The following is a 24,200-nucleotide window of genomic DNA, read 5'->3' on the forward strand; positions in this document are numbered from 1 at the left end:
ATATTATATTATATTATATTTTTTATATCAAAAATATTATTTTTATATAAATAAATTTAAATTTTAATATAAAAATATTGTTGTAAAATTATTAAAATTTTAAGTAGAAATAAATGCGAATTACTATAATATAAGTGTTAAAAATTTATCTAATAAAATAAAAAATGTTAAAATTATTTTTAATAGATGTTTAATGTTTTAATTTAAATAAAAAAAGAATTTTTAAATGTCTTGCCATCTAAGAGAGTATTTTTGGATTTTATCAAATATTGTTGTTATAATTATTACCAGAATAGAAATTACAATCATACCAGCTATTATTGCACCATATTCACCAAATTGAGCATTATGTTGAAGATACCATCCTATTCCTGCATTTGAGCCTATTACTTCAGCCATTAATAATGTTATAAATGAAATTATAAGTGCAATAAATGCTCCTGAGAAAATGTGAGGTAATGCTCCAGGAAGAAGAATTTTTCTAATCATTGTATAATCGTCAAGCCCTAAAATTTTTGCTGAATCAAGTGTATTTTTATCAATATTTAAAACCCCAGTAATTACCCCTAAAAGAAGTGGCCAAAATGCACCTATAAAAATTACAAAAATGCTAGATAAAAATAGACTTGGAAGAAGAATAATTGCATAAGGAATATAAACCATAGGAGGAATAGGTGAGAGTCCTTTTGAGAGAGGATATGCAAAATCATATAATCGTTTTTTATAAGACAATAAAAGACCTAATGGAATAGCTATTATAAAAGCAAGTATATAACCTATTCCTAAAACAACAAGAGAACTTAAAACACCATATCCAATTTCAAAATAATCTTTAATGTAAAATAAAAAAACTTTACTTGGTGGTGGTAGAATTATTGTATCAATTAATGAGAATTTAGTTATCATATCCCAAATTAAAAATAGAATAGCTATTATCAAAAACATGTCAATAATTTTTTGAGGAGTTTTACTAAAATATGTCCAAATAAGAAATAAAATTGTCAATACTATTAAAATACCACCATATATTTCATTTCCTATTGAAATATTAGTTAATGGAGAATAAAATATTGATAAAACAGCCAATGATAGAAAAATAAGTAGTATTGCAATTATTTCTATTAAGATTGAAATATTAAGTGATTTAATCTTCATTTAATCCCCCAGACAAACTAATTTCTTCCTGTTTACTCAAATAGCTTTTTTTCTCTTCTTCTTGTTTACTTAAATGATTTTTCATTTCTTCATCTAAAAGTGAAAATATGTGATTTTTTATATAGATACCATCAATATTTTCATTTAAATATAGTCTATTTCTTCTTCCATTTTTATCTCGTTTAAATGGAATATCTATTATTTCTTTTATTCTTCCAGGAGATGGTGTCATTACAACTATTCTATCTGAAAGTAAAATAGCTTCCTCAATATCATGACTAATATAGACTGTTGTCTGTTTTTTTTTATTCCATAGCTCTAACAAAAAATCTTGCATATATATTCTGTTTAAAGCATCTAAAGCTCCAAATGGCTCATCCATAAGAAATACTTTGGAATTTAATGCAAACATCCGTGAAATAGCTAACCTTTGTTTCATTCCACCAGATAAATCTTTTGGGAATTTATCTCTAAATTTTAATAAACCAACAAGATTTAAATGATTTATTACACTTTTATCAATTTCTTCTTTTGATAATTTTCTCATTTTTCCTTTTTTGTTTATTTTATTGTTATTTTCTATAGCAAAATATAAATTTTCATAGACGCTCATCCAAGAAAATAAAGAGTAATCTTGAAACACAACTCCAGTTTCTGGTGATGGAGAATCAATTGTCTTATTATTTATTAAAACTTCCCCATCACTCGGTTTTTCAAGACCTGTTAATATACGCACTAAAGTTGTTTTTCCACAACCACTTGGACCAATAATTGAAACAAATTCTCCATTTTTTATTTCTAAATCAAAATTGGCTATAGCTTCAAAAGATGAAGTTTTAGTTTCATATTTTTTTGAGATGTTTTTGATTTTTATTTCTGCCATGCTAACACTAAAATAACATTTAATTTTAAATAATTTAATTAAAAGATATTTAAACTTAAAACACCTAATTAAAAGAGATTTAAGTCTAAATTACCTAATTTAAAAAGATTTAAACTTAAATTATTTAATTTAAAAAGATTTAAACTTAAATAATTTAATTAAAAAATATTTAATAAATTTTTTATTTGCTTAAATATTAGGAAGTTTGTGGATTCTGGTTTTCAAATAATCCTTTTAAAAACAAATAGTTTTGATTATTTGGTTCTTCTTTTAAAATTTCATCTAAAGCAGTTTTGTATATAATTAAGTTGAAATGATCAGCTACATTTACATTTCCATCAACATAGCCAATTTCTTCTAAAACATCATAGAATTTTATTGTTCCTTTTTCATTAGGATCTGTGTTAAGAACTAAGTGATCGTTGTAGGTAGATATTTCAAGTTCATCCCCTTCAATTGGAACATATTTTTTCACAATATCTAATGTTTCATTGTGGTTTGTTTTATAGAAATCATAGGCTTTAATAAGGGCTTTAGTATAATTTATCCATTGTCTTTCTGTTTGATTGTTTACATCTTTTGCATTAATAGCTATTCTACAATCTGGAAGACTAGGCATTAATTCGTCTGTAAAATTGACAATACTTAATCCTTCTTTTTCAGCAGAGTATTGGAAAGCAGGATATACCAATCCAACATCAACTTTTCCTGATTTAATTCCATTTACCACATCTGGAGCAGTTTTAAATTCAACAATTTCTAAATCATTCTTGTCTATATTTGCATTTTCTTTTAAATAACCCAATATAATAATTTCTGCTGGAATTCCACTAACGGTTCCTATTTTATATTTTTTATAGTTTTCAGGGTTTGACCTTAAATTTTCACTTATAGATTCATTTTTAGCTATTATTGCATGGTCTCCATTATCTACTCCCCCTATAAATGTATAATTTCTTCCATTGTCCATTTGAATTAATGGTTCTCCAATTCCAGCAACTGCTACATCGATTTTATCTGATGCCAAAGCATTTAACTCATCATTTGCAGTTGTAAACTCTAAAACATTTACATCTAATCCCTCATCAGCAAAATACCCTTTTTCTTTTGCAATAAATATTAATGCATGTCCTGCAGACATTGTAATATATCCTGCATCAATGTGTATACTATTTTGACTTTGAGTAAGATTTTGAGTCTGAGTAACAAAATATACTCCACCTATCACTGCTACAATTGCTATTATTGCTATTATCCCAATTAATATCTTTTTATTAACCATTTATATCACTTATTTCTAGTTTTTAATTTTAATTTTAGTTTTAAGTTTAAAGCTAATTACAACTTTTAATTTTAGTTTCAAGTTTAAAGCTAACCATACTTTTAAATTTTAATCTTAATTTTAACTTTAAATTTAAAGCATAATTTTAATTTTATTATAAGATGATTATTTTTCAATTATATTTAAATTTTATAAAGTTAATTTAAAAAAATTTTAAGTTTAATTGAATATTGATTAATTTAATTTTATCATATATAAATGTATTGGAGCAAATTTAAATATTAATTTGCAAAATTGAAGATATATTTTAAGTTATTTTAAAATTCAAGACATTTTGATATATATCAAGGAGATTTGAATAATAAGTTTAATAATATTAAAAAAAATTTTATGGAAAAAATAAAAACATTAAGATAGAAAAAAAAATTAATATTAAATAAAAATATTAAATAAAAATATTAAATAATAATATTAAATAACAATATAAGATAACAACTTAAATAATAACTTAAACAATAACTTAAATATTAAAAAACAACTTACTAAAATTAATTTTAATCCATTAAAAAATAGAAATAAATAAATCATTTAAAAAACAACATAAAACCATTATGTCAACAAAAGTTAATTCTCCAGATGATCTTCCATTAAATCCTGGGATTTACATAATGAAAGATAAATTTGATAAAATAATTTATATTGGAAAATCAAAATCTTTGAAAAAGCGTGTAAAATCATATTTTAAAGAAAAACATGACAGTGTTAAAACACAGGTTTTAATGAACCGTTTTAACTCATTAGAATACATTATAACTGATTCTGAAAAAGAAGCACTTATTCTTGAATCAAATTTAATAAAAAAATATAGACCTAAGTACAACATACAATTAAAGGACGATAAAAGATACCCTTATGTAAAATTAACAAATGAAAAGTTTCCACGCCTAATTATAACAAGAAACATAACAAAAGGTGGTGTTTACTATGGTCCATTTACAGATGTTGGATCAGTACGTGCAACTGTTAAGTTTCTAAAATCACTATTTAAAATAAGAACCTGTAATAATATGGATGGACCCTGCTTAAATAATCAAATAGATCTTTGTTATGGACCATGCAATGGACAAATAAGTCAAAATGAGTACAAAAAAATTATCAAGAAAATTGATCTTTTCTTTGATGGAAAATACTCCAAAATAATTGAAAACTTAGAAAAAGAAATGGAAAAAGCAGCATTAAATCAAAAATATGAGAAAGCAGGAGTTTTAAGAGACCAAATAGACTCTATTAAATCTGTAATGGATAAGCAATTTGTTGATTTTATTGGAGATTTAGATCAAGACATAATTGCCAGTACACAAAACAAAGACAATACAATAGTAATTGTTTTTTCTATTAGACATGGGAAAATAATAGGAAAAGATGATTTTTTAATGACTGGAGGAGAAAACAAAGCTAAAAATGAAATTATTTCTGCTTTTATCCAACAATATTACAGTAATTATAGACATGTTCCTAAAGAAATCATTGTAGAAGAAAAAATAGCTGATGAAGATTTAATATTAGATTGGTTATCCGACTTAAGAAAAAAAGAGTTTGATAAACTTAATTCTGAAAAAAAGGACGAAATTGGTAAAACTAATAAAAATAATAAAATTGATAAAATTGATAAAACTGATTCTAAAAACATGGATAAAAACAATAGGAAAAAAGAAGAATTTAATAATGAAGCCATTGATTATAAAGCCAAAATTGTTCTTGGAGAAAATGGTAGAGAGCTTAGGTTAATTAGAATGGCTATTAAAAATGCTGAAATTATCAAAAATCAAAAAAGAAAAATGCAAAATGCAATGATTGAAATTAAAAAACATTTAAAACTTAAAAAGCTTCCACGAGTAATTGAAGGTTATGATGTTTCAAACATATCTGGAAAAATGGCTGTTGGTTCAAAAGTCTCATTTTTAGATTCAAAACCTAATAAAAGCCAATATAGAATATTTAAATTAAAAACACCTGGACCAGATGATTATGGAATGATGAGAGAACTTCTATCCCGTAGATTTAAATCATTATCTAATCATTTACAAGAAGATGAAGACTATCCTAAACCAGATTTAATATTAATTGATGGTGGAAAAGGACAATTAAAAATTGCTACTGAAGTATTAAATAAATATAATTTTAGAGATATTCCTGTTATTGGGATTGCTAAAGAATTTGAAGAAATATTTTTACCAAATGTTCCATTTCCAATTATTATTCCTAAGAACAATGAAGGATTGTATTTACTTCAAAGAGTTCGTGATGAATCCCATAGATTTGGTATTTCACATCATAGAAAATTAAGAGAAAAAGCCATTGAAGAGTCTGATTTAGATAATATAAAAGGTGTAGGAAAAATAAGGAAAATTAATTTACTAAAAGAATTTAAAACAATTGAAAACATCAAAAATGCAGATATAAATGAAATAGCTAAAGTTAAAGGAATGAATAAAAAAATAGCAACCAATATCTACGACTATTTTCATAACAAATAATTTATGGATTAAATTACGAGAATTTAAGCATTTTAAAATATTTTAAATCCCAGGAATTTTAATAAATATTCCATGATCTTAAAATTTTTATTGGAACTTTGTTAAAGTTTTTTTCATGACAAAATCCCAATTAAATTTAAATGTTAAAATATTTAATTTTTTTAAATGTATTGTATATGTTATCAAAGTTTTGTAAAATAAGGCAGTAAATTTTAATGTTTAAAAATATCACCTAAAAACTCTTTAAATTCAATTAAAAGTATTTTTATCATTTTTTATAATAATTAAAAAATAATTATAATTTGCATTTTTTGATAACATAATATATTTACATTTTCATTGTGTATTTTTCAATGTTCTAAAATTAAATTTGTATTTTTTTTTAATTATTTTTTTATTAGTATTTTCTACAAAAATTTTTATTATCTTTGTTTTTGATTAAAAAATAATTTTTTCAATAATTAAGCAACCAACCCTCGTATAACCGTTAAAATTATTGAAAGAGCAATGGCTAAGATAAACATTATTTTTAAGCCTTTAAATGTTCTCAGGTCAAATGGAACAATTTTATTTATTAAATCTGGAGATAAAATAATCATTTGAGAAATTAATCCAGATATTACAACAATTAATCCACTTGTTGAAGGAATATGAGAGAAATTTAACATTGAAAATCCCCATACAGTTGAAGAGCCTCCAACCATTAATGCCATTAAAAAATACCATATTGGATTATATCCAGTACATTTTTCAAGCATATTTTGAGGATTTTTCTCAGCAACAATAGTATTTTCATGAAAAGTATTTTTACGAACTATTGTAACAATTAAAGGAAAAACAAATATGAAAAAAAACCCTATAAATACAGGGAAGTTTTTAGAAACATACACCAAAGGATAAAGCATACATATCCATATTATTAAAACAACTATTAGTCCTATAATACTTAATCCTAAATATGTATAACAATTCATGTTTTTACATTTTTGTCTTTTAATTTTAATATTAAATAAAGATTCTAATTTAAATAATAAATTATCTTCAACATAATAAACAATTAAGCCTAATATTCCACCAATAAGTAAAAATAAAACAAAAAAAGGTCCCATAAACTCACCAACTCTATTGAGGTACTCCCAATGTATTTAATATGTTGTTATACCAAGTACTTGCATAATAATTTATGACATTATCATTAATTGCATTTCGAACAACAGATTTAGTATCTTCACCTATCACAGCCCGTGTAATATATTTAGAACCTTGTTCTAATGGACCCTTTAACCAACTACCTGTTCCTGTGTGAACAATCCAAGGCATTTTAGTAACAATTTTAGCACTTTTGACAGCGGTACCCCCAGGAATAACAGATATTCCAATAGACAATAATGCATCTCCCCATTTACGAAGATTGTACCAATCAGTGGTTACTCCTGAAGCATCTAATATTAATCCTACCCCAATAACAACAGCTATAACAGATAAAGTTACAGGACCTCCAGCAATAATTGCTGCAACACCTAAACCTACTAAAATGCCTCCAGCATTATCTTCTAAAAATCTAAAAAGGTTTTCAAGATTTACATCCAAGTTATTAGTAAGACCATTATGATAACAATAATTATTTAAGTTTGCAGAAGTAGCACCTTTATATTCAAAGGATTCATCTTGTAATATTGATTTTATCAAGCCAGTGTTAAAATCTATAACTAAACTTAGTCGAGTGGAATTTTCTAGCATAATTATTATGCTATTTGTATTCACATCATATGTAATTGTAAATGCTTGATTGTTATTAATAGCATTAACAAGAAGTTCAATACTAGAATTTACTTTAATCCCAGAAAATCCCATTGACATCCTTTCAGCTTCAGAAACCATCAATGAATTCAATGTATTAAACATTAAAATGTTTTTTTCACCACCACTTATTTTCCACCCCATGTTAACATCAGGAATGTGTACATATACTTTTCCAAGATTATTGATTCCTGCCATTCCTACTGTTGTTTGATTCCTAAATCCACTTACATTTAACCTACTCATTAATTCAGTAGCTGTAGAATCACTTATCAATATTGTTGATAATGCAGTTAAAAATGTCCCATAAGCTGCTTTCATGCCCCCAACAGGATAACTGGTATTTTGTTTCACCCAATATTTGACCATGTCATTAGTTATTTTATTTTTAACTATTGCAAAACTTTGAACAATCTCAAAACCATTAGAACTACTATAATATGGACTTGTACCATAGCTAATTCTTTCTTTTTTATTTATTGTATTATTATTTATCTTTAACAAAGTAGTTATATTCTCCTGAGAAGCACCATAAACTACTCTTGTACCATAACTATTCACACCTAATTTTTCTTTAGTATCAGTATATCTTAAAATATTATAATAATTTGGTGTGAAAGACTGATAACTACAAGTTAGCCAATTAGAAATGCCATAAGTACGATACAATTGTTGCCTTAAACCATATTCATCAAAACCTGGAAGAGCATTGCTTAAGAAAATTGTTGATTTATTTACTCCATTTGAAATAAAATCAATTCTCTCATAATCTAAAATAGCTTTGTTATAAATTACACTGAACTGATTAACATCCCATTTAACATTATCATAGTATGTAAATGTCATTACATCATTAACAGCTTTAATCAAAATACCTGGTGAATTTGTAGGTAAATTGTTTGGAGAATTAAGTTTAATTCTAGTTCCATTAAAAAATACAAAATAAGAATCACCCTTATTAATATACATATTTCCAGAGGGGTCAATACTTCCAGAAGCAACATCATTAAATGGAGTGTATAAAAAATGATAAACATTATTTGACAGGGTGTCTGATTTATATGAAAAAATTAAGAGTTTAATAAATTGTTCAAGATGTTTTGAGACAATTATATTATGATTTTCTAAAAGTACAGATGAAATTAGTTTTAATTTTTAAAAAAGCTTAATAAAATCATTATATTTTAATTTAAACTATTTTCCATAAAGTCAATTTTTTAGTGATAATAAGTATTGTGGATTTTTTTCATTGTTAAAATTAAAAGATTAACTTTTAGAATATTGTTTTTAAAGACCAAATAAATTGTACTTTTATAAAATACTAATGTAATATACTCTAAACATACTAAACAACATACTAAACCTCTTCAATTTTTTTCAATTATCAGACACCCTGTTACTATAATTAGTATTTATTAAAATTATAATGGTATTCTATTAAAATTTATTAAAATTTATTAAAGCATTTAAATTTAATTAAACAAGATTATAAACCATAAAAAAAGATAATGATTATTATGAAAGAATTACCTTTGGATATTGGAACATTTCCTAATTTAATTGAAAATGGTTACATATATGTAGATAAAACAAAATATATTCATGAAATGTATAAACCTGGAAAAAAGTTTTTCCTATCACGCCCTAGAAGATTTGGTAAATCTTTACTTCTTAGTACCTTAGAAGAATTATTTAAAGGAAATAAAAAACTCTTTGAAGGATTATATATTCAGGATAAATGGGACTGGGAAAAAAACTATCCAATAATTAAGCTCGATCTAGGAAAAAGGAGCTATGATACTAGTGACGAACTAAAATTATCCCTTAATAACTTTGTTAAAGAAACAGCAGCAGAAAACAAAATAGAAATATCTGGAGACTTGTTAAAAGATAACTTTGCTAAATTAATACGAGACATATATAATAAAACTGGTAAAAAACTTGTTATTCTTATTGATGAATATGATAAACCAATTATAGATAATATAAATGACTATAATATAGCTGATGGAAACTGTAAAGTATTAAATAATTTTTATGGTGTTTTAAAGTCTAGTGAGGAATTTATTCAATTTATTTTTTTAACAGGGGTTACTAAATCCTCTAAAACATCTATATTCTCGGGTCTTAACAATATAACTGATATTACTCTTGCTTATCCTTGTATTTGTGGCTACACTCAAGAAGAATTAGAATACTATTTTAAAGAATATATAAATAAATTTAGTGAGGATAATGATATTTCTAACTCTAGTTTACTATCTTTAATTAAAGAATGGTATAATGGCTATTCTTGGGATGGTGAAAATAGAGTATATAATCCTTATTCTATATTGTCACTATTTTTCAAGGGTCAGTTTAACAATTATTGGTTTGAAAGTGGAACACCTTCTTTTTTAATAGATTTTATCAGTAATAATTCTAATAATAATAACAATAATTTAAATGTTTTATTTAATCCAAATAAGACTATTCATGGTGAATTTCCTAATTTTCAATTAAAAAATCTAGATTTCACTACATTATTGCTACAAACGGGCTATTTAACTATTAAAGATGTAGATATTGTTGTAGGTGAGCTTCCATCTTACACTCTTGATATTCCAAATAAAGAAGTTAATGATTCTTTGTTTACTTCAATAATCACAGAATATACTAATGAAAATACTGGGGATGTTGTTTTTTTAGCTCGTAAAATTCTAGATGAAATTATTAAAATAGATAACAATGGCTTACAAAATTCATTTGATAGTCTAATTAGCAGTATTCCATCTCTATTATGTGGTAATATTAAAAAAAATGGTTTAATTGAGTCTTTCTATCATGGTATGCTATTTTCATGGTTTAAATTAATGGGATTTTTTATTCAGGGTGAAATTTTAACTTCCACAGGTAGACTTGATGCAGTTTTTAAAAAAGAAGACCTTGTAGTTCTTGTTGAAGTCAAATATAGCTTAACTGAGTCTTTAGATAAGATGGTTGATAAAGCAATCTCACAAATTATGGATAAAAAATACTACTTACCATACACAGATTACAATGTTATAATCCTTGGTGTTGCATTTGGAGACCGTGAAGTTAAATCCCATGTGGAACCATTAAATATTTTATCTTAATTAAGCAGAAAACAATACATAAAATATAAAAAAAATAATAGAGTCGATTTATTTTGGTTGAAACAGTAAAAACTACTTTAAATTTAAATAAAGGCAATGAAGAATATAAAAATAATAGCTTTAAATAAAGAAACAGCACAAACAAAATATCTACTAAAATATATTAGAAAATAAAGAATGAATGGTGTATAATAGTTATTTATAGTTAAAAAACTTAATAATGAAATTAAAGAACAAACAAAAGATATAAAAATAGATGTATAATTATTAATAAAATATTATGAGATATTTAAAAAAAGAAAGCACAAAAGATGTTTTTTTGATTTTGATTTTGGTTTTTTGGAAAAATATTAATAGAAGATAGAACAAATATAAATATAGAATAAACAAATTATAGATATTATAATAAAGATATTTAAAACTAAGATTAGAAATAGCTTTTAATTATATTAATTCTTTTAAAAATTATTAAATAATTTATTAAATAATTTATTATTAAAATATTTAAATATGAGGTTAAATAATGGAATTATTAGAAAAATTAGTTAATGCTTCAGGAATCAGTGGATTTGAAGGAGAAATTGCTGAAATCTTAAAAAAAGAACTTAGTAATCATGTGGATGATATTGAAGAAGATATCATGGGAAATTTAATAGCTATTAAAAAACCTAAAAAAGCAGATAATGGCTTAAAAGTAATGTTAGCATCACATATGGATGAAATAGGGCTTATTGTAAGACACATTGATAAAGATGGCTATATTTTATTTTCTAAAATTGGTGGCATTAATGATCAAATGTTAATGAATCAAATGGTTACAGTAAACACAAAAGATGGTGAAATTTCTGGAGTTATTGGAGCAAAACCACCTCACAGAATGAAAGAAGCAGAAAGAAAAAAAATCATTGATCATGAAAACATGTTTATTGATATTGGAGCTGTTGATAAAGAAGATGCAGAGAAAATGATTGAAATTGGAGACCCTATAAGCTTTAAACCTAACTTTGAAAAGTTTCCTAATGATTTAATCATGGGAAAAGCATTGGACAATAGAATTGGCTGTTATGTAATGGCTGAAGTCTTAAAAAAAGTTGATTCAAAAGCTACAGTTTATGGTGTTGGCACAGTTCAAGAAGAAGTTGGTTTAAAAGGAGCAAAAACATCAGCATTTAAAATAAATCCTGATTTTGCATTGGCTTTAGATGTTACAATTGCTGGAGATCACCCTGGAATCAAAGAAGATGAAGCACCAGCTAAAATAGCTAAAGGTCCAGCTATTATTTTAGTGGATGCAAGTGGTCGTGGTTTAATCACTCCTCAAAAGGTTAAAAAACTTTTAATTAATGGAGCAAAAAAAGCTGGAGTCAACTATCAGTTAGAAGTTGGTGAAGGTGGAACTACTGATGGAACAGCTATTCATTTGACTAGAGCAGGTATTCCTACTGGTGTTGTATCTGTTCCTACAAGATATATTCATACTACAGTTAGTGTTGCCAATTTTAATGATATAAAAGAAACTATTGATTTATTGGTCGCCACAATAAATGATATTTAATTTAACTAATTTTTTAGTGTTTTTTTGATTTTATAGATTATATTTTATTATTTTATATTTTTTCATTTTTTTTTTATTTTATATTTTATATTTTTTTATTTTTTAAGAGGCTGTGCAATGATTATTTTTTTGTAAAAACAGATATTTAATTAAAATGTTTAAAACATTGTAAAAGATTAATATATGTTTTTATAAAAAATAAATATTTAAAAATAATTATAATTATTAAAAAACTTTTATTTAAATCGGTTTTCTTTATTTTTGAGAAAACTTATTTGATCAAACTTTTTTTAAAAGTTTGTTTTAAAGGTTCTCCTAATTAGCAAATAACTTATATTAACTAGTTAAATTTAAATTAAAATATTTTAAATAATAACAAAAATTAAAATATTTTAAAGAATAACAAAAAAAATAATTATTTTTAGCAAATAGATATTATTATATTTTTTAAGAATTTAATGAAGGATTCATATGCATGATACTAAAATAGCTATTCCAATTTTTAAAGAAAAAAAAGAAGATATTCTACAAACTGCAGAAGAATACATAGATAAAGGTGTGGATATTCTTGAGTTAAGGGTAGATGCAATTTTAAATCCTCAACCTAACGAAATAAAATATATAATATCTGAAATTAACTTTCCTACAATAGCTACCAATAGAATAAAAAGTGAAGGTGGTTATTTTAATGGAACTGAAGAAGAAAGAATAGCTATTTTAAGAGAATGTAGCGATGTAGCAGAATATGTCGATGTTGAACTTAAAACTGATGAAAAATTAATAGATTCAATAGTTGAAACTGGTTGTAAAACTATTATTTCTTTCCATGACTTTTTAAAGACTCCTCCTGTTGATGATATGCTAAATATTGTTAAAAAAGAATCTGAAATAGGAGATATTGCAAAAATAGCTGTTATGCCTCAAAAATTAGAAGATACAATCAATGTTTTAGCTATTTTATCACGATGTGACAACACAATAGCTATTTCTATGGGAGACATGGGTAGCTATACTCGAGTTATTGCCTCTAAGTTTAATTCTCCTATTACTTTTGCTGCAAGTGATGATGTTACTGCACCAGGTCAAATAGACTTTGAAACCATGAAACAGCTATTGAATTTGGATTTTATTGACTGTGATGAATTATTAGATTGAAAAAACATAAACAATGCGATTATATTTAATATCATACAATTGTATTTAAATTATCCTTACATTATTTGTCATGAAAATTTTAGTAAAATAAAGGAGATATTATGAGCTCAAGAGATAAGTATTTAGCTATTGGATTAATTGTACTTATATTCTTAGGTATAGGTGTTTTTTTATTATCTGATGATAGTTATGTTTCTATTTATGTTAATGGAACGGATACTCTAGTTAAGTCTTTTTCCATAAATGTCTTTAATAATAATTCAGCTATGAATCAAGAAATTTTTCAATTCATAAAAGTTGATGTAAATGATGTTAATTCTAATGTTGACACGATTAGATCAAATATAACAGAAATTGCTCATAGTTATGGATATAAGGATGTGACGGTTAAAATTGAATCTCAATTTGGTGAAAATCAATTACCAATGATGACTTCTGTAGTTGGAAGGTCGATGCTTCCAAAGATTCATGATGGGGAGAAAATAATTGTGTTAAAAACAAAAGATATTAATGTTGGAGATGTTGTTGTTGCCAAAGATGATGAATTTGGTCTTTTAATAAAAAGAGTTGGAGAGATTAAAGGAAATAATGTTTTTTTAATATCTGATAATGTTAAAGAAACTCGAATGGAAAATGGGGTTTTAACTACTTTTGTTGGTGTTAGAAAATGGACACATTTATCTAATATTGTTGGAATAGCTAAAATATACAATGTTCAGATTAATTAACTTTTTTTTAGGTTAACCAAAATATTTATATAATTAGAGATACAATGTATTTATAATAAATCATTTGATATTTATCATAGATATTTATTAATTTTTTTATAAAATCTTTTTAATTAATTAATTACATTTGATATTTTTAATTAATATACATTTGATTTTTTAATTAATATACATTTGATTTTTTAATTAATTAATACATTTAAATCAAATTAATATATTTCTATATTATATTAATATGTTTTAATAAAATCTAATATAGTTTAATAAAATCTAATATATTTTGTATTTAATTAATATATTTCAATCAGATAAGTGTTATTAGTAATAGTATCATTTCTTAGTGATTTTTATGTCTAAAGAGTTAAGTGAAAATATAGAGGAATATTTAGAAGTTTTATACAAATATGGGGACATTGACACCTATGTATCTACAACTAAAATTTCTAAATCATTGAAAATAGCTCCAGGTAGTGTAACACAGATGCTAAAAAAACTTGAAAAAGAAGGTTATATTCACTATGCACCGTATAAAGGAGCAATGTTATCTAACGATGGATTTAAAATAGCTAAAAAAATCACTCGCAAACATAGAATTCTTGAAAGATTTTTAAGAGATGTTTTAAATATTAAAGATGAAAATATACATCAACAAGCTTGTGACATGGAACACTCACTTTCTGATGAAGCAGAAAGGGCAATGTGCCATATCTTAGAACAACCTACCATATGTCCAGATGAAAAAATAATTCCTGTTTGTGACTTTGATTTTAAAACTTGCCAAGAATGTATTACCAATGAATCATCAGATATAAATGAAATTGGAATGAGAACTAACAATCTAATATCTTTAGGTCAACTTCATTTAAATGAAACAGCTGAAGTATCATTCATACGTGGAAATGATGACATATTAAAGGGTTTAATTTCAAAAGGGATAGCTATTGGAACGAAAATTATGCTTTCAGAATCAATTGATGAAAATGATTTAAATGTTGAAGTAAATGATTCAAAAATCAAGTTACCAAAAAACTTGTCAAATAACATTTTTGTAAATGTTTTAAATTAATTGGGGGTAATAAAATAAAAGAATTAACTTTAATTTCATGGAATGTCAATGGCATACGTGCAATTTCAAAAAAAGGTTTTTTAGATTGGATGAAAGGAAACCCAGCAAACATTGTTTCAATTCAAGAAACAAAAGCCCACAAAAAAGATTTAAATGATGAAATCATAAATATTCCAAACTATAAAAGCTATTTTTCATCTGCAGAACGTAAAGGATATAGTGGAGTTGCAACTTATAGTGATGTAGAACCAATTTCTGTTTCTAAAGGTTTTCATATTGAAAAATTTGATAGTGAAGGTAGGGTTCTGCAATTGGACTATGAAAATTTCTCACTTTTAAATATTTATTATCCTAACGGTGGTATGAATGATGAAAGATTGAGATTTAAGTTAGAATTTTATGATGCTTTTTTACAATATGCTAACCTTTTAAAAGATCAAGGTAAAAATATTATTATCTGTGGAGATTTTAACACTGCCCATAAAGAAATTGATTTAGCCCGTCCTAAACAAAATGAAGATATCTCTGGCTTTTTACCGATTGAACGTGAATGGATGGATATTTTTGAGAGTAATGGCTATGTTGATACTTTTAGAGAGTTTAACCCAAATCCAGACAACTACACTTGGTGGAGTTATAGAACCAAAGCAAGAGATAGAAATGTAGGATGGAGATTAGATTACTTTTTTGTAAATGAAGAATTTAAACACAATGTTTTAGATTCATATATCCTTTCAGATATTTTAGGTTCTGACCATTGTCCAATATCTATTAAAATTAAAATTTAATTTTTCAAGTATGGTTTATAATATTTTATTATTACTTTAATATTTTATACTATTTTTTTTACTTTTTTTTTTAAAAAAAATTATTAAGATTATTAAAACTATAAAATATTATTAAAATTATAAAAGATTGTTAAAATTATAAATATTATAAATACAATATATTTTAATATATTAATTTAATATGATAATTTTTCATTTGAATTTAATAATTTTTACACTTAATATGATATTTTTTCATTTAATTTATAATTTTCATTTAATATATTAGTATTGCATATCTTTTTTTAAAACAGCAAAAATGTGAGTATATGATTTTCACAAGACTTGAACTTAAAAATTTTAAATCTCATAAATCAAGTGTTATTGATTTTTCTAATGGAATCAACATTATTCTTGGAGAAAATGGAGCTGGAAAAAGTAGTATTTTTGAAGCCATTAGTTTTGCTCTTTTTAAACAACATGATGGTAAAATTAACAATTTAATTAACTCAAATATTTCTAATAAGCATAATTCATCTAATAATTCTATGAGTGTTTCATTGGATTTTAATGTTAATGGTAACAACTACAGAGTCATTAGAAAAAGAACAGAAACAAAATCCAATTCTGAATTATTTTTTGTTGAAAATGTATATGAGACTAAAATAAATTCTAAAAATACTTTTAAAGAAATTTCTAAGGATAATTTTAAAGAAATATCTAAGGATAATTTTAATGATAATTATAAAGAAAATGCTTCTCAAAAAAATGAAAATAAGACAAAACTTGTAAGTGGAGAAAAGGAAGTAAACAGTGAAATTGAAAGAATTTTAACAATGGATGCAGAGCTATTTTTAAATGCAATATATATTAAGCAAGGAGAAATAGCTGATTTAATTACTAAAACTCCTGCAGAGAAGAAAAAATTAATAGCTAAGCTATTGGGGATTGAATCATTAGAAAATGCTTGGAAAAATAGTAATCATTTATTAAATGTATATGAATCTAAAAAGGAAAGATTAAAGGCATTAGTTGAAACAGGTTCTAAATTAGATAAAAGGTTAAAAGATTTAAATTTAAGTTTAAAAGCTTTAAACATTGAAGAAAGTGACATTTCAGATGAAATTAAAAAAGTAGATATGTTATTTAAAGAAAAAACTGAAAAAATAGAAGTATTAGAAAATAAAAAGAAAACATTTAATGAATTGAGAATAAAAGAAGAAAATGAAATTAAAAACTTAAAATCTATTTTAAAGGATAAAGAAATATTAAAAAAACAATTAAATCAAATTGAAGAAAATGAAAAAAAAATAAAAGATTTAAAAACTAATGTTGAAAAATTACCTATTTATGAGTCATTTTTAGAATCCCAACAGAAAGTTGAAAAATTGTTTTTTGAAAAAAATAATCTTATTAGTGAAAAAAATGCTGTAGAAAAATATCAAAGTATTGTGGATGAAAATAAACAAATATTTAAAGAATACACTCTTTTAGAAAATGAACTAAAATCTTTAATTAATGAAAAAAATGAAATTGAAGGAGATTTAAAAGTTTTATCTGAAATTCACTCCCAAAAAGAAGAATTAGGTAAAGAGATTAAAAATGATAGTGAGAAAATTATAAACTTCTTTAAAATATTAAAAGAGAAAGTTTTTAGTCTTTATGATAATGAAACAGAAGATTTTGAAAAGTTAAGTCGCTTTTTTGTTAGTAAAACTCAAGAATTAAACATGGAAAAGAACGAATTCCAAAAGACCATTGAAACAATTCAAGGAAGAGTTGCATCATACAATGAGAAAATAAAAAACTCTAATGAAGGAATAGAAGACTTAAATACTTTTGATAATGAATGTCCTCTTTGTCTTAGTAGTATCACTGATGAAAAAAAAGAAAACTTAATAAATTCATATAATGAGGTAATTAAAAAAAATAATCAACTTTTAAAGAGTGATAATAAGTATATTGCTTCATTAAAACTTCAAATGAAAGAAGTAGAAGATAAAATTTCTGACTTAGAATCAATTAAACCTCAAATTCCTATATACTCTAGTTTAAAGGAAAAAATTAAAGAGAGTATTATTAAATCAAAAAAATTTGAAGCAGAAATCTCTTTACTTGATATTAAAAATAGAAAACAATTAGAGTTAATAACAAAAATTGACAAAAAAGAAAAAAGATTTCAAGAAATTAAAAAGCCATATGAAAATTATGCAAAGTCTAAAGGTGCTCTTGAAGCTTTACCTAAATTAAATGTTTTAAAAAATCAAGAAAAACAGTTTAAAAGACAAATTGATAAAGAGGTAAGCTATTTAAAAGAAGAAAATCTAAATGATAGTTTCCTTAAATTGAATGTTAAGGAAGAGCTTTTACTAGAAAAAATTAACTTATATAAAAATTCAAAAGAATATTATAATAAATTATTAGGTGCCATTGAGTCTAAAAAATCTCTAATAAAACAATTAGAAGATAAAGAGAAAGAAATATTTAAAAAAGAAACATATATTAATCAATTAAATGAGAATTTAAAAGAAAATGGATTTAATGAAGAAGAGTTTGAAAAAAATAAATTAAGCTATGAAAATACTAGAGAAAGATTAAATCAATTAAATGGCAATTTAAAAGAATTGATTGGTAAAAAAACAGTTACCATTGAAAATATTGAAGATTTAAGCCAACAGTTAGGAGAATTTGAAGAAAATAAAAATGAATTTTCATATACCAATGAGTTTTTAGTGATTTTAAAGGATATTCGCACTTTATTTTCAAAAGATGGTGTTCAAAAAGACTTAAGGAATAGATCTAAACCAATAATTGAAAAAAACACTAACTCTTTTTTTGAAGATTTTAATTTTCCTTATTCCTCTTTAAAATTAGATGATGACTTTGATATTTCTGTAATTGGTTCAAATGGAGAAACTAATCTTTCAATGGTTAGTGGTGGAGAGAAAATAGCTATTGCCCTTGCTTTAAGATTAGCTATTACTGAAAGCTTGTCTTCAAATAATATGGAGACAATTTTACTTGATGAACCTACAATACATCTTGATCAATATAGAAGAAAAGAATTAATAGAAATTTTAAGGGGAATGAATAAAATTCCTCAAATTATAATTGTTACTCATGATGAAGAGCTTGAAACTGCAGCTGATGTTATATTTAAGGTTGAAAAAACCCAGGGAATCAGTAAAGTAAAAATTCAAGACAATATTTTTTAATCATTAAATTTAATGGGATTCAAATGTTTGAAGAAGAAAAAGATAATAAAATATATAATTTACTAATTAGTAAAGGAAATGATGAAAATGATGAATATAATAGATTTTTAGATGCTATTTTTGAAAAAACAGATTTTTTATGGAAAGAATCATTTACCAATTCAATTTCTTCTGTTTCTGAAGAATTTTTCAATAAAATTGATGTAATTGTAATTCTTTCTGGTTTGTATACAAATAATAAAGCAACTATTAAGGAAATTATAGCTGCTGCACAGTCTCATAATGTTCCAATTTTACTTGTTAGACCATATGGAAGTGAAATAGTTCCAGAATCAATTGAAAATGTAGCTACAAGTATTGTAGGATGGAATGGAAACTGTATAGTTAACACAATAAAAGACTTGGTTTGTGAAAGTGAAGGTGATTTTTGCACATTATAATAATAGTAATAATACTAATCAATAATAATAGTAATACTAATCAATAATAATAATACTAATCAATAATAATAATAGTAATAATAGTAATAATAATAATAATACTAATCAATAATAATAATAGTAATAATAGTAATAATAATAATACTAATCAATAATAATAATAGTAATAATAGTAATAATAATAATAATAATAATAATAATAATAATAATAATAACAAAAACACGGAATATTTAGTAATAAAATTTCTTTTTACGATTTTTTAAAAAAATTTTTAAGATTTTTGTTTATTATTTTATAAAATTTTTCCAAATTCTTATTAATATTTCTTAAAAATTTAATTTTTATATAAAAATACTTTTAAAAAATAATGCTTTTAAAAAGTAATACTAATGTTAACTAAATATCTAATGGAGAATAAGCATTTATGATTGCAAGTATTTTTGGTTTAGGTGTAGAAGGAAAAAAAGCTATTAAATCTTTACTTAATAATGGTTATGATGTATATGGAATAGACTTATCAATGGATATTGATTTAAATTATTTTAAAGAAATTATCAAAAACAGTCATAGAAATAATAATGGAGAAAACCATAAAAAAAATCAAACAACTGAAATTAGGATTCAAAAGTCAGAAAAAAGAATTAGTTTAAAATCGGATAATTTAAAGATTGATTTAGGTCAATTTAATGAGGAATCAGTTAAGAAATCTAATCTAATTGTATTATCTCCAGGATTATTTAAATTAAAAAAATTTCAAAAATATCTTGATTATCCAAATTATTTTTCAAATGCTTTAAATAAGCATAAATCAATTTTTACAATAGCTATTACAGGAACTAATGGTAAAACAACCACAATTTCAATGCTAAAAGATATACTTAAAGCTTCAGGAAAAAAAGTTTTAACTGGTGGAAATGGTGGTGGAGGATTTAATGGCTACATTGATTTAGTATTAGAATCTTTAAAAGATGATTATGAGTTTATACTTGTAGAAGTATGCGACATGACCATTGATTTTGCAAATAATTTATTTGACTTTGATTTAGTTGGACTTACAAATATTGGAAATGATCATTTAAATGTACATGGCTCAATTGAAAACTATGAAAACACGGTTATTAATGCATTTAAAGATAAAAAAATATTTTTAAATAAAGATGATCCATTTACTTTAAAGTATACAACTAAAGTCAATGAATACTTTAAAAATGGTAATATTAATGAATATGGGGATATTGATTTAAAAGATATTAGTTCAAAAGACGTTGATTCAAAAGGTACTAATTCAAAATATATTGATTCAAAAATTAATTACTGCAACTTATATCCTTATGATTTAAATATGATTGGAAAATTTAATAAATATAATGCAGGTTTTGCTTATTCAATAGCTAAAGAGTTAAAAATTGATGAAGACATTATCATTAATGTTTTAAATAATTTTTCTGGAGTTGAAGGAAGACTAAATGAATTTAAAATTAAAAATAAAGAAATTACAATTGGAAAAACTGATAATTCTCATGCAGTTAAAGCTATTTTAAATGAAAAAAAGTTTGATGTTATAGCTATTGGTACTCCAAGAGATAATGAGACTTTTCGCTTAGATATATTGGATGAAATAATTCTAAATTATAATTACAACAGAAAATATCAAAATTTAATAATTTTTAATGGCTTAAGTGACAATTTTGATTTAGTTAAAGAGAGATTAAATGATTTGAACTTTATTGGAAAACTAATAATAGCTGAAAAAAATGAAACTCTCATTAATTTTATTAAAACCTTAAAAGGAAATCAAAAAATTTTCATTGGTGGAAATGGTCAAGAGAATATTATTAAAATTCAAAAATTACTTAAAAATGAAATTTGATTTGATTTGTATTTTTATTTTTTATCTTTTAACCAGTATTTGATAATTTGTCTTAGATACATTTATATATGAGAAATATAAAAATATTTAAATAATTTATCATGATTTATCATTATAAATTATTTGTTTTAAATTTACAATTTTTATTTTTAAATCATTAATTTGATATAATTTTTAAATAAATTTAGAGAGATATTATTTATTGCAAATAGATTATTATTTAAATATAGTATATCTCTTATATTTTGAATAAATTTTAATATTACAGTCTTTAATATACAATAATTTTTTAATAAATTTTTAAATGTATAAATAGTTTTTTACTAAAGTTTTAAATACACAAATAATTTTCAAATATTAAATAAATTTTTAAATACAAATAAAACTTCAAGTATATTAACCTTAAATTAATATAACTTCATTTTGAGGAGCTAAATTATGATAGGTATTAATGAAATGTTTAATCCAAGTTCTGTAGCTGTTGTGGGAGCTTCAAATTCTGTTGGAAAAGTTGGTTATATTTTAGTTGATAATATAGTCAATGGGGGATATGGTGGAAAAGTTTATCCAATAAATCCTAAAAGCGATGAAATTCAAGGTATCAAAGCATATAAAAATGTTAAAGACTTGCCAGAAGTCCCAGAATTAGTTGTAATCTCTATTCCTTCACCTTTTGTCAATGAAACTTTAAATGACTGTGGTGAATTTGGAGTGAAAAATATTGTTGTTATTACTGCAGGTTTTAAAGAAGTCGGTGGAGAAGGCATTAAATTAGAAGAAGAAATGATTTCTATCATTAAAAAATACAATATAAACCTTATTGGACCTAACAGCTTAGGAACAATTGACACTCACACACCTTTAAATACCTCTTTTTCACAGGCAATGCCACCAAAAGGCAACATTGCATTTGTCTCTCAAAGTGGGGCAATGATGGTAGCAATTATTGATTGGAGTGTAACTGCGGGAATTGGCTTTTCAAAAGTAATAAGTCTTGGAAATAAAGCAGGTAGTACTGAAATTGAGTTATTGGAGTATTTAGCTGAAGATAAAGATACAGCAGTTGTAATAGCTTACCTTGAGTCAATATCTGAAGATGAAAACTTTGTGAATACTTTAAGGAAGGTATCAGCTAAAAAACCTGTTATTATTTTAAAATCAGGCTCAAGTGCAGCTGGAGCAGAAGCAGCTTCATCCCATACAGGTGCTTTAGCAGGAAGTGATTTAGCATTTGACACTGCATTTAAACAAGCAGGAATTTTTAGAGTTACAACTATGGACGAGCTATTTGATGTTGCTTTAGCATTTAGTAAATGCCCAATTCCTACAGGGCGAAATTTAGCAATTATTACCAATGCTGGTGGTGGAGGAGTTGTATCTGTTGATGCTATGGAGAGATTTGGATTAAATCTTGTTGAATTTGATGATAAAACTACGGTCAAATTAAAAGAAGCAGTTCCAGATGAAGGTAGTGTTAAAAATCCTATTGATGTTTTAGGTGATGCTCCAGTTAGCCGTTATCAAGAAACTTTAGGAATTGTTTTAGATAATGAGGCAGTGGATAGTTTAATTGTAATGGTTTGTCCAACAGCAAGTGCAGATGCAGATGGAATAGCTGATGCTATTATTGATGGTGCAAAAGACTTTGATAAACCTGTAATCGTTGTAAATATGGGTGGTCCAACATTTATTAATGCTGATAAACTACTACGTGAAAATGGTATTCCTACCTATGTTTTCCCAGAAACAGCAGTTAAAGTTGTTGACTATCTTGCTCGTTTTGAAGCTGTTCAAGAAAGAGTTTATGATGATCCAATAGCTGAAATTAAAGATGTGGACACAAAAACAGTTTCTGATATTTTTGCTAAGGTTAAAACTGATGGTAGAGACACTTTACTTGGAAGTGAGGCCTATGCTGTTGCAAAAGCATATGGTATTTCTGCAGCACCAATAGTTTTATCAACTAGCAATGATGAAGCAGGTAAAATTGCTGAAGAAATAGGTTTTCCTGTTGTTTTAAAAATAGCTTCAGATAAGATTTTACACAAGTCTGATATTGGTGGTGTTAAAGTGGGCATATCAAGTAAAACTGAGGCAGAAAAAGTCTTTGATGAGATTATTGCTAGTGCAAAAAAGGCACATCCAGATATTGCTCCTGATGGTGTTGAAGTTCAAAAAATGATGGATTCTGGAGATGAGGTTCTTGTTGGTATGGTTCGAGACAAACAGTTTGGTCCTATGATTGCATTTGGTATGGGTGGGATATACGTTAACCTTATTGAAGATGTTGCTTTTAAATTAGCTAATGGATTAACTTCTGATGAAATAGATGAACAATTTGAATCCACAAAGGTCTCTACATTACTTAAAGGGTTTAGAGGAGAACCTGCAAAGGATATTAAAGATGTTAAAGAAGCCATTAAAAGAGTAGCCAAATTAACTCTAGATTTCCCAGAAATCACAGAACTTGATATTAACCCGATTTTTGTTTATGAAAATGGTTCTAGTGCTTTAGATATTAAAATCAAACTATAATTTTGATTTTTTTATTTAATTATTTTAAATTTTTATTTTTTTTAATAATTTTATCTTATTTTATTTTATCTTATTTTATCTATTTTTATCTTATT

General features: G+C 24.6%; 15 protein-coding genes and 1 pseudogene. 11 read left to right on the forward strand and 5 right to left on the reverse strand.

From position 1 onward, the window contains the following. Positions 1-222 precede the first annotated feature (222 nt). The 3 genes from MBCUR_RS09840 to MBCUR_RS09850 all read right to left on the reverse strand — a co-directional run bounded on the left by MBCUR_RS09840 (position 223) and on the right by MBCUR_RS09850 (position 3,320). The gene (locus MBCUR_RS09840; RefSeq protein ID WP_067092817.1) at positions 223-1,155 is read right to left on the reverse strand and encodes an ABC transporter permease; all 933 of its coding nucleotides are present in this window, start codon (positions 1,153-1,155) and stop codon (positions 223-225) included. Further along, a complete protein-coding gene (locus MBCUR_RS09845; RefSeq protein WP_067092819.1) occupies positions 1,145-2,038 on the reverse strand; it encodes an ABC transporter ATP-binding protein in 894 nt (297 codons plus the stop codon). Before MBCUR_RS09845 ends, MBCUR_RS09840 begins: the two co-directional genes overlap by 11 nt. Before the next feature lie 196 nt (positions 2,039-2,234). Further along, positions 2,235-3,320 (reverse strand): ABC transporter substrate-binding protein, encoded by a 1,086-nt coding sequence (locus MBCUR_RS09850; protein WP_067092820.1) that lies wholly within the window; start codon positions 3,318-3,320, stop codon positions 2,235-2,237. Between the two features lie 611 nt (positions 3,321-3,931). Between MBCUR_RS09850 and uvrC the strand changes: the two genes are divergently transcribed. Beyond that, positions 3,932-5,857 (forward strand): excinuclease ABC subunit UvrC, encoded by a 1,926-nt coding sequence (gene uvrC, locus MBCUR_RS09855; protein WP_067092822.1) that lies wholly within the window; start codon positions 3,932-3,934, stop codon positions 5,855-5,857. A 461-nt stretch (positions 5,858-6,318) separates the two neighbouring features. Here the strand turns inward: uvrC and MBCUR_RS09860 are convergent, their stop codons facing one another. Together MBCUR_RS09860 and MBCUR_RS09865 are read right to left on the reverse strand one after the other, a co-directional pair. Further along, entirely contained in the window at positions 6,319-6,966 is a 648-nt protein-coding gene (locus MBCUR_RS09860) for a hypothetical protein (protein ID WP_067092823.1), read from the reverse strand. A gap of 13 nt (positions 6,967-6,979) precedes the next feature. Next, positions 6,980-8,626 carry a hypothetical protein gene (locus MBCUR_RS09865; RefSeq protein WP_067092825.1) on the reverse strand — a complete coding sequence of 549 codons (1,647 nt, stop codon included), beginning with the start codon at positions 8,624-8,626 and terminating at the stop codon, positions 6,980-6,982. A 548-nt stretch (positions 8,627-9,174) separates the two neighbouring features. Here MBCUR_RS09865 and MBCUR_RS09870 point away from each other — a divergent pair. From MBCUR_RS09870 to MBCUR_RS09915, 10 genes and pseudogenes are all read left to right on the forward strand, one after another. Then, complete coding sequence (locus MBCUR_RS09870) at positions 9,175-10,773, forward strand: ATP-binding protein (protein ID WP_067092827.1); 1,599 nt, start codon at positions 9,175-9,177, stop codon at positions 10,771-10,773. A gap of 520 nt (positions 10,774-11,293) precedes the next feature. Then, positions 11,294-12,328 (forward strand): M42 family metallopeptidase, encoded by a 1,035-nt coding sequence (locus MBCUR_RS09875; protein ID WP_067092829.1) that lies wholly within the window; start codon positions 11,294-11,296, stop codon positions 12,326-12,328. 471 nt (positions 12,329-12,799) lie between these two features. After that, the gene (gene aroD, locus MBCUR_RS09880; protein ID WP_067092830.1) at positions 12,800-13,483 is read left to right on the forward strand and encodes a type I 3-dehydroquinate dehydratase; all 684 of its coding nucleotides are present in this window, start codon (positions 12,800-12,802) and stop codon (positions 13,481-13,483) included. Positions 13,484-13,584: 101 nt separating this feature from the next. Beyond that, positions 13,585-14,211, forward strand: coding sequence for a S24/S26 family peptidase (locus MBCUR_RS09885; protein WP_067092832.1), 627 nt, complete (start codon positions 13,585-13,587; stop codon positions 14,209-14,211). A gap of 349 nt (positions 14,212-14,560) precedes the next feature. After that, complete coding sequence (locus MBCUR_RS09890) at positions 14,561-15,277, forward strand: metal-dependent transcriptional regulator (protein WP_067092834.1); 717 nt, start codon at positions 14,561-14,563, stop codon at positions 15,275-15,277. A gap of 14 nt (positions 15,278-15,291) precedes the next feature. Beyond that, entirely contained in the window at positions 15,292-16,065 is a 774-nt protein-coding gene (gene xth / locus MBCUR_RS09895; RefSeq protein WP_067092836.1) for an exodeoxyribonuclease III, read from the forward strand. 308 nt (positions 16,066-16,373) lie between these two features. Continuing rightward, a complete protein-coding gene (locus MBCUR_RS09900; RefSeq protein WP_067092837.1) occupies positions 16,374-19,259 on the forward strand; it encodes an AAA family ATPase in 2,886 nt (961 codons plus the stop codon). 23 nt (positions 19,260-19,282) lie between these two features. Then, positions 19,283-19,699 (forward strand): TIR domain-containing protein, encoded by a 417-nt coding sequence (locus MBCUR_RS09905; RefSeq protein ID WP_067092839.1) that lies wholly within the window; start codon positions 19,283-19,285, stop codon positions 19,697-19,699. A 425-nt stretch (positions 19,700-20,124) separates the two neighbouring features. Then, positions 20,125-21,024 (forward strand): annotated as a pseudogene (locus tag MBCUR_RS11140) (Mur ligase family protein); the annotation flags it as partial. A 984-nt stretch (positions 21,025-22,008) separates the two neighbouring features. After that, entirely contained in the window at positions 22,009-24,105 is a 2,097-nt protein-coding gene (locus MBCUR_RS09915) for an acetate--CoA ligase family protein (RefSeq protein WP_067092843.1), read from the forward strand. The last annotated feature ends 95 nt before the right edge of the window (positions 24,106-24,200 follow it).

The sequence above is a fragment of the Methanobrevibacter curvatus genome, assembly GCF_001639295.1.
GTDB lineage: Archaea > Methanobacteriota > Methanobacteria > Methanobacteriales > Methanobacteriaceae > Methanoflexus > Methanoflexus curvatus.

What these genes read in the sequence shown, in the direction of transcription:
- MBCUR_RS09840 (WP_067092817.1), bottom strand. Translation starts at nt 1,155, where the DNA reads ATGAAGATTAAATCACTTAATATTTCAATCTTAATAGAAATAATTGCA.
- MBCUR_RS09845 (WP_067092819.1), bottom strand. Translation starts at nt 2,038, where the DNA reads ATGGCAGAAATAAAAATCAAAAACATCTCAAAAAAATATGAAACTAAA.
- MBCUR_RS09850 (WP_067092820.1), bottom strand. Translation starts at nt 3,320, where the DNA reads ATGGTTAATAAAAAGATATTAATTGGGATAATAGCAATAATAGCAATT.
- uvrC (WP_067092822.1), top strand. Translation starts at nt 3,932, where the DNA reads ATGTCAACAAAAGTTAATTCTCCAGATGATCTTCCATTAAATCCTGGG.
- MBCUR_RS09860 (WP_067092823.1), bottom strand. Translation starts at nt 6,966, where the DNA reads ATGGGACCTTTTTTTGTTTTATTTTTACTTATTGGTGGAATATTAGGC.
- MBCUR_RS09865 (WP_067092825.1), bottom strand. Translation starts at nt 8,626, where the DNA reads ATGTATATTAATAAGGGTGATTCTTATTTTGTATTTTTTAATGGAACT.
- MBCUR_RS09870 (WP_067092827.1), top strand. Translation starts at nt 9,175, where the DNA reads ATGAAAGAATTACCTTTGGATATTGGAACATTTCCTAATTTAATTGAA.
- aroD (WP_067092830.1), top strand. Translation starts at nt 12,800, where the DNA reads ATGCATGATACTAAAATAGCTATTCCAATTTTTAAAGAAAAAAAAGAA.
- MBCUR_RS09885 (WP_067092832.1), top strand. Translation starts at nt 13,585, where the DNA reads ATGAGCTCAAGAGATAAGTATTTAGCTATTGGATTAATTGTACTTATA.
- MBCUR_RS09890 (WP_067092834.1), top strand. Translation starts at nt 14,561, where the DNA reads ATGTCTAAAGAGTTAAGTGAAAATATAGAGGAATATTTAGAAGTTTTA.
- MBCUR_RS09900 (WP_067092837.1), top strand. Translation starts at nt 16,374, where the DNA reads ATGATTTTCACAAGACTTGAACTTAAAAATTTTAAATCTCATAAATCA.
- MBCUR_RS09905 (WP_067092839.1), top strand. Translation starts at nt 19,283, where the DNA reads ATGTTTGAAGAAGAAAAAGATAATAAAATATATAATTTACTAATTAGT.
- MBCUR_RS09915 (WP_067092843.1), top strand. Translation starts at nt 22,009, where the DNA reads ATGATAGGTATTAATGAAATGTTTAATCCAAGTTCTGTAGCTGTTGTG.